We start from the raw sequence: 11,807 nt of genomic DNA, 5'->3' as shown, positions 1-11,807 counted from the left end.
ACCGGCCACACCCGAACCTCCTGCGGCGCCCGCCACCCCCGCGCCTCCGAAACAGGCCCCTACCGCACCGCCGAGCCCGACCGCCCCCGCGCCCCCCGCCGGAACCAGCCAGCCGGCGCCCCCGGAACCCACCGTGCCCGCACAGCCCACTGAACCCGCTCAGCCCGCTCAACCCACCGCACCACCTGAACCCTCCGAACCCGCTCAACCCGCACAGCCCACCGCACCTGCTGAACCCTCCGAACCCGCCCACCCGACCGGTCCGTCTCAGCCCACCGAACCGTCCCAGCCCACCGCCCCCACCTGTGAGCCCTGGCTGGGCCCCCTCTACATCTGTCACCTCGGCTGACCCGGGCGCGCGGACCCGTACTGGTGCGCCGCCCGTCCGGACGTTGCACCATGGCTGCATGTTGTTCGCCCGGCTCGCTCAGGTGTCCCAGGAGGTCGGCGCCACCTCGGCGCGGTCCCGGAAGATCGAGCTGCTCGCCGAGCTGTTCCGGGACGCGGAGCCCGACGACGTACCGATCGTGATCCCCTACCTCGCCGGGCGCCTTCCCCAGGGACGCCTGGGCATCGGGGGGCGCGTGCTGAGCGAGCCGGTGCAGCCGGCGGACGCGCCGCGACTGTCGGTGCAGGACGTCGATGCGCAGCTGACCGCCCTCGGCGACGTCGCCGGCGCCGGATCACAGGCCGAACGGCTGCGTCTGGTGGGCGAGTTGCTCGGAGCGGCGACGCAGGACGAGCAGCGTTTCCTGTTCGGGCTGCTAACCGGTGAGGTGCGCCAAGGCGCCCTGGAGGCGGTCGCGCTCGAAGGCCTGGCCCGGGCGACCGACGTTCCTCCGGCGGACGTGCGGCGGGCGGTGATGCTGGCGGGCGGGTTGCAGCCGGTCGCGCAGGCCCTGCTCGCCCGGGGTCCCGCCGCGCTGGCGGAGTTCCGGCTCACCGTCGGGCGCCCCGTGCTGCCGATGCTCGCGCACACGGCGGGCTCGGTCGGCGAGGCACTGGACAAGCTCGCGGGGCAGGGCGCGTGCGTGGTGGAGGAGAAGCTCGACGGTGTCCGCGTCCAGGTGCACCGGGACGGCGACGAGGTCCGCATCTACACCCGCACCCTCGACGACATCACCGACCGCCTGCCCGAAGTGACCGCGGCGGCACGGGAGTTGAAGAGCGAGCGGTTCATTCTGGACGGCGAAGTCATCGCGCTGGACGACTCCGGTCGGCCACGGGCGTTCCAGCAGGTCGCGGGGCGGGTCGGCTCACGGGTCGACGTGGCGCAGGCCGCGCGGACGCTGCCCGTCTCCCCCGTCTTCTTCGATCTGCTGTACGTCGACGGGCGGGATCTGCTGGACCTGCCGTTCGCCGAGCGGCACGAGCAGTTGGCGCGGCTCGTGCCGGAGCCGATGCGGGTGCGCCGGGCGGTCGTCACCGACGCCGCGGACGAGGAGCAGCGGGCCGCGGCGCAGACCTTCTTCGCCGGGACACTGGAGCGGGGGCACGAGGGCGTCGTCCTCAAGGGGCTCGACGCCCCCTACAGCGCCGGGCGCCGGGGCGCTTCCTGGCTCAAGGTGAAGCCGGTGCACACGCTCGACCTGGTCGTGCTCGCCGCCGAGTGGGGGCACGGCCGGCGCACCGGCAAGCTGTCCAACCTGCACCTGGGAGCGCGTCGCGCCGACGGCTCGTACGCGATGCTCGGCAAGACGTTCAAGGGGCTCACCGACGCGCTTCTGGCCTGGCAGACGGAGCGGCTGCGGGAGTTGGCGGTCAGTGACGACGGGCACGTCGTGGTGGTGCGGCCCGAGCTGGTCGTGGAGATCGCGTACGACGGGCTGCAGCGGTCGACGCGCTATCCGGCGGGCGTGACGCTGCGCTTCGCGCGCGTGGTCCGTTACCGCGACGACAAGACGGTGGAGCAGGCCGACACGGTGGAGACCGTGCTCGCCGCGCACCCGGCGCGCGACAGCTGACGGTTTCTTTGCCAAAACATGGTCCGTATAGGGTGACAGGTGCACGAAAGATGCATGCGCCACCTAATGGCGGCCGGGACCGCATCCCGGACATGTACGGACAGCATGCACGGACAAGGGGAGAGACGTGCCCGCTTCACGCCTGAGCAGGACACCATTGCCGGGGATCGGCTTCCGTTACGACCTCACCACCCGCGACCAACGCCAGCTGTCGGTCGTCGCGCACCGGGACGGGGGCCGCACGCTCAACGCGTACCGCACCGACGACCCGGACGCCTGCGCCCTGTCGCTCAAACTGACATCGGGCGAAGCGGCGTACCTCATCGACGCGTTGGCGCCCTCGCACCACAGCCCGAACCTGCTGCACACCACCGATCTGGGTCTGGTCGCCGAGCGCATCGAGGTCCCGGGGGCCTCCTACTGGAACGGCAAACTGCTCGGCGAGACGCGCATGCGCACCGACACCGGGGCGTCGATCGTCGCCGTCCTGCGCCGGGCGGAGGCCATCCCGTCGCCGACGCCGGACTTCCGGCTCGCGGGCGGGGACACCGTCATCGTGATCGGGACCCGCGAGGGCGTCGAGGCGGCCGCCGCGATCCTGGGGCGGGAGTGATCGGATGCACTCCGCTGTCTTCCTCATCGAGTTCGGGGCGATCATCCTGGCGCTCGGCCTGCTGGGCCGGCTCGCCGGAAGGATGCGGTTCTCGCCGATCCCCCTCTACCTCCTGGCCGGACTCGCGTTCGGCGAGGGCGGTCTGCTGCCACTCGGCGCGAGCGAGGAGTTCGTCGCGATCGGCGCCGAAATAGGCGTGATCCTGCTGCTGTTGATGCTCGGCCTCGAGTACACGGCGAGCGATCTCGTCAGCAACCTCAAGACGCAGTACCCGGCAGGGCTCGTCGACATGACGTGCAACGCGCTGCCCGGCGCCGCCGCCGCGCTGCTGATGGGCTGGGGGCCGGTGGCGGCGGTCGTGCTCGCCGGCGTCACCTGGATCTCGTCGTCGGGCGTGATCGCCAAGGTGCTCGGCGACCTCGGGCGGCTCGGCAATCGCGAGACGCCGGTGATCCTGAGCATCCTCGTGCTCGAGGACCTGGCGATGGCGGTGTACCTGCCCATCATCACCGCGCTGCTGGCGGGCGTCGGCTGGGCCGCCGGCGGTCTCACGCTGGCCATCGCGCTGGGCGCCGCGGGCCTCGTGCTGTTCGTGGCGGTGCGCTACGGCCGGCACATCTCCCGGTTCGTCTCGAACGACGACCCGGAGAAGCTGCTGCTGGTCGTGCTGGGCCTGACGATCCTGGTCGCCGGGATCGCCCAGCAGCTCCAGGTGTCCGCCGCCGTCGGCGCGTTCCTCGTCGGCATCGCGCTGTCCGGCGAGGTCGCCGAGGGCACGCACACCCTGCTGTCGCCGCTGCGGGACCTGTTCGCCGCCGTGTTCTTCGTCTTCTTCGGGCTGCACACCGATCCGGCGAGCATCCCGCCGGTGCTGCTGCCCGCGCTGCTGCTCGCCGTGGTGACCGCGTGCACGAAGATCTTCACCGGATGGTGGGCGGCGCGCCGGGCCGGGGTCTCCGTGAAGGGGCGCTGGCGGGCCGGCGGCGCGCTCGTCGCGCGCGGGGAGTTCTCCATCGTGATCGCGGGACTGGCGGTGACGTCCGGCATCGAACCGCGGCTCGGGCCGCTGGCGACCGCGTACGTGCTGATCCTGGTGATCGTGGGGCCGCTGACCGCCCGGTACACCGAGCCGCTCGCCCAGCGCCTGTTCGCCCGGCGGCGGCAGAGTGCGGGCGCGGAGGCCTCGGTGCCCGGACCGCGGGCGGCACAGGACGCGGCGCCCGTGGACGAGCAGATCGGCTGACGTCCGGCGGGTGCGACCGGGGGTGAACGGTGCCGTTCTCTCCCCGGTCGCCGTCCGTGAGCCGGGCGCTTAGCGTGGTGGCGAGGCAGATCGGGGGGTGCACCTGCGTTTCTGGAGGCCACCAATGGATCGCTCGCCCGACTCTTCGACAGCTGCCGAGCCCGGCACAGGCACCGCGCCACCCAGCGGCAGCCAGGCACCGTACGCGGGCGGCGGAAGTCACGAGCACCGGTGGCTGATCCTCGGCGTCATCGGGCTCGCCCAGCTGATGGTCGTCCTCGACGCCACGATCGTGAACATCGCGCTGCCCTCCGCCCAGCAGGACCTGGGCTTCAGTGACGGCAACCGCCAGTGGATCGTCACGGCCTACGCCCTCGCCTTCGGCAGCCTGCTGCTGCTGGGCGGGCGCGTCGCCGACCTGGTGGGCCGCAAGGCCGTCTTCATCGCCGGTCTGATCGGCTTCGCGGGCGCCTCGGCGCTGGGCGGCGCGGCGAACAGCTTCGGGATGCTGGTGGTGGCGCGGGCCCTGCAGGGCCTGTTCGGTGCGCTGCTCGCGCCGGCCGCGCTGTCGCTGCTGACGACGACGTTCACGGACCCGAAGGAACGCGCCAAGGCCTTCGGCATCTACGGCGCCATCGCGGGCGCGGGCGGCGCGGTCGGTCTGCTCCTCGGCGGTGTGCTCACCGAGTACCTGGACTGGCGCTGGTGCCTGTACGTGAACCTGGCCTTCGCGGTGGTCGCGATCCTCGGCGGCATGCGGCTGCTGCACGGCGGCCGGCCCGCGGACCGGCCGAAGCTGGACGTGCCCGGCACCCTCCTCGTCTCGGTCGGTCTGTTCTGCATCGTCTACGGGTTCTCGAACGCCGAGACGCACTCGTGGAGCGACGTGCAGACCTGGGGCTTCCTCGTGGCGGGCGCCGTGCTGCTCGTGGCGTTCGCCTGGTGGGAGACGCGGGCCGCGCATCCGCTGCTGCCGCTGCGCGTCATCCTCGACCGGGACCGCGGGGCCTCGTACCTCGCGATGTTCATCTCCGGCGCGGGCATGTTCGGCGTGTTCCTGTTCCTGACGTACTACCTGCAGCAGATCCTCGCGTACTCGCCGGTCATCACCGGTGTGGCGTTCCTGCCGATGGTGGCCTGCATGGTGGTCTCGTCCGTCATCGCCACGAACTACCTGGTGCCCAAGCTCGGACCGAAACCGATCGTGCCGCTGGGCATGGCCCTGTCCGCCGGCGGCATGGCGTGGCTGACCGCGCTCGACCCGACCAGCAGCTACGCACCGCACGTGCTGCCGCCGCTGCTCATCGCCGGCATCGGCCTCGGGCTCATCTTCGCCACGGCGATGAACCTGGCCACCTCGGGCATCGCCACCCACGACGCGGGGGTCGCCTCCGCGATGGTCAACACCAGCCAGCAGGTGGGCGGTTCGATCGGCACGGCGCTGCTGAACACGCTCGCGACGAGCGCCGCGACGAACTACCTCGTCGGCAAGCAGCCCTCGCCGCAGCTGCAGGTGCTGGCCTCGATGAAGAGCTACACGACCGCGTTCTGGTGGTCGGCCCTGTTCTTCGCGGTCGGTTTCGTGGTGACGCTGGTGATGTACCGGCCCGGCACACCGAAGGCGGTGTCGGGGTCCGAGGGCGCCGTACACATGTGAGACGGTTCGGGCCGCCCAGCCATGGGGCATACCCCTTCTGCAAAGTCCGCCCGTCCGGCAGCGCGCCGGACGGGCGACGGCGCCTGTGCGGGGCGGACGGGCCGGAGGTCAGGAGCGAGGGGGACCAACCATGCGCGGGGTGCCGCACGAGGCGTACCAGGTGGACAGCGAGCGGCTCGCGACGGCGTTCGTCGAAGTGGCGGACGCCGCCGTGCGGGGCGGCGCGCAGGCCCTGGCCGCGCTGGTCGGCAGTTGCGTGACGCTGCTCGGGGTGCCCTCGGCCTCGGCCGTGCTCCAACCGCCGACGGGGCGCATGGAGATGGCCGCCTCGGACCACCGGGGGCGGCGTCTGGAGGAGGCCGCGCTGTCCTGGGGCGAAGGCCCGGGCGCGGACTGCAGGGCGTCGGCGCAGGCCATCCGCGGGGTGCCACTGGCGCATCCGTACGCGCGGGCCAACTGGCCGTCGTACACGGCGATGGCGCGCTCGCTGGGCTTCGCGTGCGTGGTGGCGGTGCCGCTGCGGGGCGCGGACCACACGGTCGGCTCACTCAGCCTGCTGTCCGAGCGGGCGGCTCCACCGGGGCCATTGCAACTGCGTCTGGGCCAGCACCTCGCGGACGCCACGGCCCTCGGCATCCTGCCGCGCCCCCGCCGGTGAACCGGCCCCGGCCTGGGGGATTTCCCCCAGGAGGATCGGAGGACAGCCTCGTTCCGGGGCCTGCGCCCGCTTCCTAGTGTGGATCACACACCAGGGCGTGACAGGACCAGGGAGTCGTGATGATCGAGGCCAGGGGTCTCACCAAACGGTACGGCGGCACGCTCGCCGTCGAGGACTTGAGCTTCGGGGTGCGGCCCGGGAGCGTGACGGGCTTCCTCGGGCCCAACGGCTCGGGCAAGTCCACCACCATGCGCATGATCATGGGGCTGGACCGTCCGGACGCCGGGCACGCCACCGTCGCGGGCCGCCCGTACGGCGAACTGCGCTGGCCGCTGCGGGAGGTGGGCGCGCTGCTGGAGGCGCGAACGTTCCACCCGGGCCGCAGCGCGCGCAGCCATCTCGCGGCGCTGGCCGCGGGCGGCGGCATCGGTCCGGCACGCGTCGACGCCGTCCTGGACACGGTCGGTCTGACATCGGTCGCGGGCCGCCGCGCGGGCTCGTTCTCGCTGGGCATGGCACAGCGCCTGGGCATCGCCGCGGCCCTGCTCGGCGACCCGGCCGTGCTGCTCTTCGACGAGCCCGTGAACGGTCTGGACCCCGAAGGGGTGCGCTGGATCCGCGAGTTGATGCGTTCTCTTGCCGCCGAAGGCCGTACGGTCCTGCTGTCGAGCCATCTCATCAGCGAAATGGCGCTGACCGCCGACCACCTCCTCGTGATCGGGCAGGGCAGGCTCCTGGCGGACACGTCGGTCGCCGAACTCACGGCCCCGGGCAGGTCGTTGGAGGAGGCGTTCTTCACGCTGACCAGCGGCGCGGCCACGTACCGAGCAGGAGGAACCCGATGAACACCGCGCCGACCACGGCGTACGCGTCCGCCGCCGGCCACTACGGCTTCCGGCAGGCCGCGCGGATGGAGTGGATCAAGCTGCGCAGTCTGCGCTCCACGACGTACGCACTGCTCCTCACGGTCGTCGCGATGATCGCCATGGGCGTCGTCACGATGGCCAACACCAAGGCCCCGCACGGAGCTTCGAAGGTGGCGTCCTTCGATCCGACGAACAACGTGCTCGCCGGCGTGGCTCTCGGCCAGCTCGTCGTCGGCGTGCTGGGCGTGCTGCTGGTCACCGGCGAGTACTCCTCGGGCACCATCCGTGCGACGCTCGCGGCGGTGCCGGACCGGCGGCTCGCGCTCACGGCGAAGGCGGCGGTGTTCGGCGGGGCGGCGCTGCTCGTCGGGGAGGTGGTCGCGCTGGTGACGTTCGTCGCGGGCGTCGCGGCGCTCTCCCCCGACGTGCCGCACCCCTCGCTCGGTGACCCCGCCGTGCTGCGCGCGGTCCTCATGGCGGGCGCCTATCTCGCGATGGTCGCCCTGATGGGGATCGGGATCGGTGCGATCACGCGGCACACGGCGAGCGCGATCGGCGTCTTCGTGGGCATCACGTACGTGCTCCCGGCCCTGCTGGCCGGGACCACGGGGACGGGTGTCGCCAAGTTCTTCCCGACGATGATCGCGGGCAATTCGCTCGCGGTGACCGTGCCCGTCGACAGCATGCTCACGCCGTGGGCCGGATGCGCGGTGCTGTGCCTGTACACGGCGGCTCTGCTCGCGGTGGGCGGACGGCTGCTGGTGCGCCGCGATGCGTGAGGCGCACCCGCTCCGCGCGGCCCTGCGGACCCCCCTGACGCGGCGGGCGTGGGCCGAGGCGGCGTACTGCCTCCTGTCCTTCGTCCCCGCGGTCGCCGGGTTCGTGCTCGTGGTGGTCGCGCTGGCCCTGGGCGCGGCGTTCACGCTCACGCTCGTCGGGGCCGTGCTCGGCGTGCTGTTCCTGGTGGGCGGACTGGGCCTGGCGCGGGCCATCGGATCGCTCCAACGCGGCCTCACGAGAGGGCTGTTGGGCGAGCGGGTCACCGCGCCGCACGGGCCGCGCGCGGACGGCGGCTTCCTCGCGCACATGGAGACACGGTTGCGGGACGGGGCGTCGTGGCGCGCGGTCGCGTACCTCGCCGTGAAGCTGCCGCTGGCGATGGTGGGCCTGTACGCGGTGTCGTGGTGGGCGGTCGGCGCGGTGAACGTGGTCGCGCCGGTGCGGTGGGCGTTCACGCCCGACGACCTGACTCTGGTGACGCCCCTCCCGTGGGGCGGCTCGCCCCGACTGCACTCGGTCGGGGCGGCGCTCGGCGCGAGCGTCGTGGGCTGCGTCATTCTGGCACTCGCTCCGTGGCTGACCCGTGCGGTCGTCGCCGCGGACCGTCGCCTCGTGCACACCTTGCTCGGGCCCGGTCAACTGGACGCCCGGGTAAGGGACTTGGAGGAGACCCGCGCCCTTGCCGTCGACGAGGCCACCGAGCGGCTGCGCCGCCTGGAGCGCGATCTGCACGACGGGGCGCAGGTGCGGCTCGTGGCGCTCGCGATGAGCCTGGACATGGTGCGCGAGCAGCTCGACGACCGGGACCGGCCGGAGCTGCACCGCCTGGTGGAGACGGCCCGGGACAGTGCGGCCGAGGCCCTGACCGAGCTGCGCGACCTCTCGCGCGGTCTGCACCCGCCGGCCCTCGACGGCGGTCTCGCCGACGCCCTGACGACGCTCGCGAGCCGCTCCGCGCTCCCGGTCGACGTGAGCGCGGACCTGCCCGAGCGCCCGACCCCCGCGATCGAGTCCCTCGCGTACTACTGCGCGGCGGAGCTGCTGGCCAATGTCATCAAACACAGCGGGGCCGAGCGCTGCCGCGTGGAACTGGCCTCGGGCGGCGGGGCGTTGCGGGTACGGGTGTCGGACGACGGGAGCGGTGGGGCCCGGGTGGTCGAGGGCGGGGGGCTGGCCGGGCTCGTGCAGAGGGTGCGGACGGTGGACGGGGTGCTGGAGGTGGCCAGTCCGCAAGGAGGGCCCACGTCGGTCACCGTGCGCCTGCCGCTGCACGCATGATCAGCCCCGTCAGGCCTCGGACGACATGAAAGGCTGAAGCCATGCGCGTAGTGATCGCCGAGGACGCCGCCATCCTGCGGGAGCTCCTCACACAGATGCTGACCATGCGCGGCCACGAGATCTGCGCCGCCGTGGCAGACGCCGACGCCCTGCGCGAAGCCGTGGACACTCATCGGCCGGACGTCACCGTCGTCGACATCCGGATGCCCCCGACGCACACCGACGACGGACTGCGCGCCGCGATCGACATCCGGCGTGCCCATCCCGGGACCGGCGTGCTGCTCTTCTCGCAGTACGTCGAGACGAAGTACGCCACCCGGCTGCTCGCCGAGGGATCGGCGGGCGTCGGGTACCTGCTCAAGGAGCGGGTCGCGAACGTGGGCGAGTTCGCGGACGCGCTCGCCCGGGTCGCCGCCGGCGGCACCGCCCTGGACCCGGAGGTGGTGACGCAGCTCGCCGCGGGCGGCCGCCGCACCGAGGAGCTGACCTCGCTCACCGGCCGCGAGCGGGACGTCCTGACGCTGATGGCCGAGGGCCGCTCGAACGCGGCGATCGCCCAGGGGCTGCACGTGTCCGCGGGCACCGTCGAGAAGCACGTGGCGGCGATCTTCGGGAAGCTCGGACTCCCCTCGTCGGAGGACCACAACCGCCGTGTGCTCGCGGTCATCCGGTATCTGCACCGAGACTGATCCCATGACTGACGGGGCGAAACGAACGAAACGCAGCGCGGGCCTGCTCCTCTTCCGCCGCACGCCGACCGGGCCCGAGGTACTGCTCGGTCACATGGGCGGGCCGTTCTGGGCGCACAAGGACGCGGGCGCGTGGGGGGTGCCGAAGGGCGAGTACGGGGACGACGAGACGCCCTGGGACGCGGCGCGCCGCGAGTTCCACGAGGAGCTCGGACTGCCCGCGCCGGACGGGACGCCGCTCCCGCTCGGCGAGACGGTGCAGTCCGGCGGCAAGCACGTGACGGTGTGGGCCGTGGAGGCCGATCTCGATCCGGCGGACATGGTGCCGGGCACGTTCACGATGGAGTGGCCGCGCGGATCGGGCCGCACGGCCGCGTTCCCGGAGCTGGACCGGGTGGCGTGGTTCGGCCTGGACGCGGCGCGGGCGGTCGTCGTCAAGGCCCAGTCGGTGTTCCTGGACCGGCTGGCCGAGCAGGTCTGACACCGGGGCCGCGGGGGTACGCGGACAGACCCCCGCGTTGCGCAGCCCGGCGCCGCGCGGGAAGGTCGAAGGATCCGCGCACAGGAGGTCGCCCCCATGCCCATCGCGACGGTCAACCCCGCGAACGGCGAGACGCTGAAGACGTACGACGCCCTCTCCCCCGAGGACATCGAGCGCAAGCTGGCCCTGGCGGCCGCGACGTTCGACACGTACCGCACGACGACGTTCTTCGAGCGGGCGCGGCTGCTCCAGCAGGCCGCGGATCTGCTGGAGGCGGACGCCCCGGACATCGCGCGCGTGATGACCACGGAGATGGGCAAGCCGGTCGCCGCGGCCCGCGCGGAGGCGCAGAAGTGTGCGAAGACGATGCGCTGGTACGCGCAGAACGCGCCGCAGCTGCTGGCCGACGAGCGCCCCGCCGCCGCGGACGTGCAGGACTCCGGGGCGGCCCGCGCGTACGTGCGCTACCGGCCGCTGGGCGTGGTCCTCGCCGTGATGCCGTGGAACTTCCCGCTGTGGCAGGTCGTCCGGTTCGCGGCGCCCGCCCTGATGGCCGGCAACGTCGGCCTGCTCAAGCACGCGTCGAATGTGCCGCAGACCGCCCTGTACCTGGAGGACCTGTTCCGCCGGGCCGGTTTCCCCGAGGGCTGCTTCCAGACGCTGCTCGTCGGCTCGGGCGCCATCGAGGGCATCCTGCGCGACGAGCGGGTGGCCGCGGCCACGCTCACCGGCAGCGAGCCCGCCGGGCGCTCCGTCGCGTCGATCGCCGGGGACGAGGTGAAGAAGACCGTCCTGGAGCTGGGCGGCAGCGATCCGTACGTGGTGATGCCGTCGGCCGACGTCGCCAAGGCGGCGAAGACGGCGGTGACGGCGCGCGTGCAGAACAACGGCCAGTCGTGCATCGCGGCGAAGCGGTTCATCGTCCACGAGGACGTCTTCGACCGATTCCGGGACGCGTTCGTGGAGGGCATGCGGGAGCTGCGCGTGGGCGATCCGCTGGAGGAGACCACGGACGTCGGGCCGCTCTCCAGCGAGCAGGGCCGCGCGGACCTGGAGGAGCTCGTCGACGACGCCGTCGAGTCCGGTGCGAGCGTCCTGTGCGGCGGGCAGCGGCCGAAGGACTTCGCGGACCGCGGCTTCTTCTACGAGCCGACGGTGCTCACCGACATCACGCCCGAGATGCGGATCCACCGCGAGGAGACGTTCGGACCGGTCGCGACGCTGTACCGGGTCGCGGACCTCGACGAGGCGCTCTCGGTCGCCAACGACACGCCGTTCGGGCTGAGTTCGAACCTGTGGACCGGGGACGAGGACGAGATCGAGCGGTTCGCGCGCGACAGCGGGGCGGGTGGTGTCTTCGTGAACGGGATGACCGCCTCGCACCCGGCGCTCCCCTTCGGCGGCGCCAAGCGCTCCGGGTACGGACGCGAACTGGCGGGGCACGGCATCAAGGAGTTCTGCAACATCACGACGTTGTGGATCGCGGGCTGAGCGGCCGTCCCCGCAGGGCGCGCGTCGTCACGCGGGCCGCGGCGCACAGCCCGTGCAGCAGGTCGTTGCCCGAGCTGTGGCCGACGG

11 protein-coding genes are annotated in these 11,807 nt (G+C 72.6%); all 11 read left to right on the top strand.

Features of this window, described 5'->3' with window-relative positions; all coding sequences use genetic code 11:
- Window positions 1-407 precede the first annotated feature (407 nt).
- The 11 genes from G3I40_RS08365 to G3I40_RS08315 all read left to right on the top strand — a co-directional run bounded on the left by G3I40_RS08365 (window position 408) and on the right by G3I40_RS08315 (window position 11,720).
- Complete coding sequence (locus G3I40_RS08365; protein ID WP_164301529.1) at window positions 408-1,964, top strand: ATP-dependent DNA ligase; 1,557 nt, start codon at window positions 408-410, stop codon at window positions 1,962-1,964.
- Window positions 1,965-2,091: 127 nt separating this feature from the next.
- Window positions 2,092-2,577 (top strand): TrkA C-terminal domain-containing protein, encoded by a 486-nt coding sequence (locus G3I40_RS08360; RefSeq protein ID WP_343244858.1) that lies wholly within the window; start codon window positions 2,092-2,094, stop codon window positions 2,575-2,577.
- A 4-nt stretch (window positions 2,578-2,581) separates the two neighbouring features.
- On the top strand, window positions 2,582-3,820 hold the full coding sequence (locus G3I40_RS08355; protein ID WP_164301528.1) for a cation:proton antiporter: 1,239 nt from the start codon (window positions 2,582-2,584) through the stop codon (window positions 3,818-3,820).
- A 124-nt stretch (window positions 3,821-3,944) separates the two neighbouring features.
- Entirely contained in the window at window positions 3,945-5,477 is a 1,533-nt protein-coding gene (locus tag G3I40_RS08350; protein WP_164301527.1) for an MFS transporter, read from the top strand.
- Window positions 5,478-5,607: 130 nt separating this feature from the next.
- Window positions 5,608-6,135, top strand: coding sequence for a GAF domain-containing protein (locus tag G3I40_RS08345; protein ID WP_164301526.1), 528 nt, complete (start codon window positions 5,608-5,610; stop codon window positions 6,133-6,135).
- A gap of 119 nt (window positions 6,136-6,254) precedes the next feature.
- A complete protein-coding gene (locus tag G3I40_RS08340) occupies window positions 6,255-6,980 on the top strand; it encodes an ATP-binding cassette domain-containing protein (protein WP_164301525.1) in 726 nt (241 codons plus the stop codon).
- Window positions 6,977-7,780, top strand: coding sequence for an ABC transporter permease (locus tag G3I40_RS08335; RefSeq protein WP_164301524.1), 804 nt, complete (start codon window positions 6,977-6,979; stop codon window positions 7,778-7,780). The genes G3I40_RS08340 and G3I40_RS08335 overlap by 4 nt, the downstream gene beginning before the upstream one ends.
- Window positions 7,773-9,059, top strand: a complete 1,287-nt coding sequence (locus tag G3I40_RS08330; protein WP_164301523.1) for a sensor histidine kinase — start codon at window positions 7,773-7,775, stop codon at window positions 9,057-9,059. The genes G3I40_RS08335 and G3I40_RS08330 overlap by 8 nt, the downstream gene beginning before the upstream one ends.
- A 41-nt stretch (window positions 9,060-9,100) precedes the next feature.
- Complete coding sequence (locus G3I40_RS08325) at window positions 9,101-9,748, top strand: response regulator transcription factor (RefSeq protein WP_164301522.1); 648 nt, start codon at window positions 9,101-9,103, stop codon at window positions 9,746-9,748.
- A gap of 4 nt (window positions 9,749-9,752) precedes the next feature.
- Window positions 9,753-10,229 (top strand): NUDIX domain-containing protein, encoded by a 477-nt coding sequence (locus G3I40_RS08320; RefSeq protein ID WP_164301521.1) that lies wholly within the window; start codon window positions 9,753-9,755, stop codon window positions 10,227-10,229.
- 96 nt (window positions 10,230-10,325) lie between these two features.
- Window positions 10,326-11,720, top strand: a complete 1,395-nt coding sequence (locus G3I40_RS08315; RefSeq protein WP_164301520.1) for an NADP-dependent succinic semialdehyde dehydrogenase — start codon at window positions 10,326-10,328, stop codon at window positions 11,718-11,720.
- The last annotated feature ends 87 nt before the right edge of the window (window positions 11,721-11,807 follow it).

This window comes from Streptomyces sp. SID14478 (assembly GCF_010548525.1).
Classification (GTDB): domain Bacteria; phylum Actinomycetota; class Actinomycetes; order Streptomycetales; family Streptomycetaceae; genus Streptomyces.
The sequence above is the reverse complement of the archived record's forward strand: the minus strand, read 5'-3'. Positions and strand labels throughout refer to the sequence as shown.

Bases quoted from the DNA above. Each gene is read 5' to 3' on its own strand.
- G3I40_RS08350 (WP_164301527.1), top strand. From the start codon at position 3,945: ATGGATCGCTCGCCCGACTCTTCGACAGCTGCCGAGCCCGGCACAGGC.
- G3I40_RS08335 (WP_164301524.1), top strand. From the start codon at position 6,977: ATGAACACCGCGCCGACCACGGCGTACGCGTCCGCCGCCGGCCACTAC.
- G3I40_RS08345 (WP_164301526.1), top strand. From the start codon at position 5,608: ATGCGCGGGGTGCCGCACGAGGCGTACCAGGTGGACAGCGAGCGGCTC.
- G3I40_RS08340 (WP_164301525.1), top strand. From the start codon at position 6,255: ATGATCGAGGCCAGGGGTCTCACCAAACGGTACGGCGGCACGCTCGCC.
- G3I40_RS08330 (WP_164301523.1), top strand. From the start codon at position 7,773: ATGCGTGAGGCGCACCCGCTCCGCGCGGCCCTGCGGACCCCCCTGACG.
- G3I40_RS08355 (WP_164301528.1), top strand. From the start codon at position 2,582: ATGCACTCCGCTGTCTTCCTCATCGAGTTCGGGGCGATCATCCTGGCG.
- G3I40_RS08325 (WP_164301522.1), top strand. From the start codon at position 9,101: ATGCGCGTAGTGATCGCCGAGGACGCCGCCATCCTGCGGGAGCTCCTC.
- G3I40_RS08315 (WP_164301520.1), top strand. From the start codon at position 10,326: ATGCCCATCGCGACGGTCAACCCCGCGAACGGCGAGACGCTGAAGACG.
- G3I40_RS08365 (WP_164301529.1), top strand. From the start codon at position 408: ATGTTGTTCGCCCGGCTCGCTCAGGTGTCCCAGGAGGTCGGCGCCACC.
- G3I40_RS08320 (WP_164301521.1), top strand. From the start codon at position 9,753: ATGACTGACGGGGCGAAACGAACGAAACGCAGCGCGGGCCTGCTCCTC.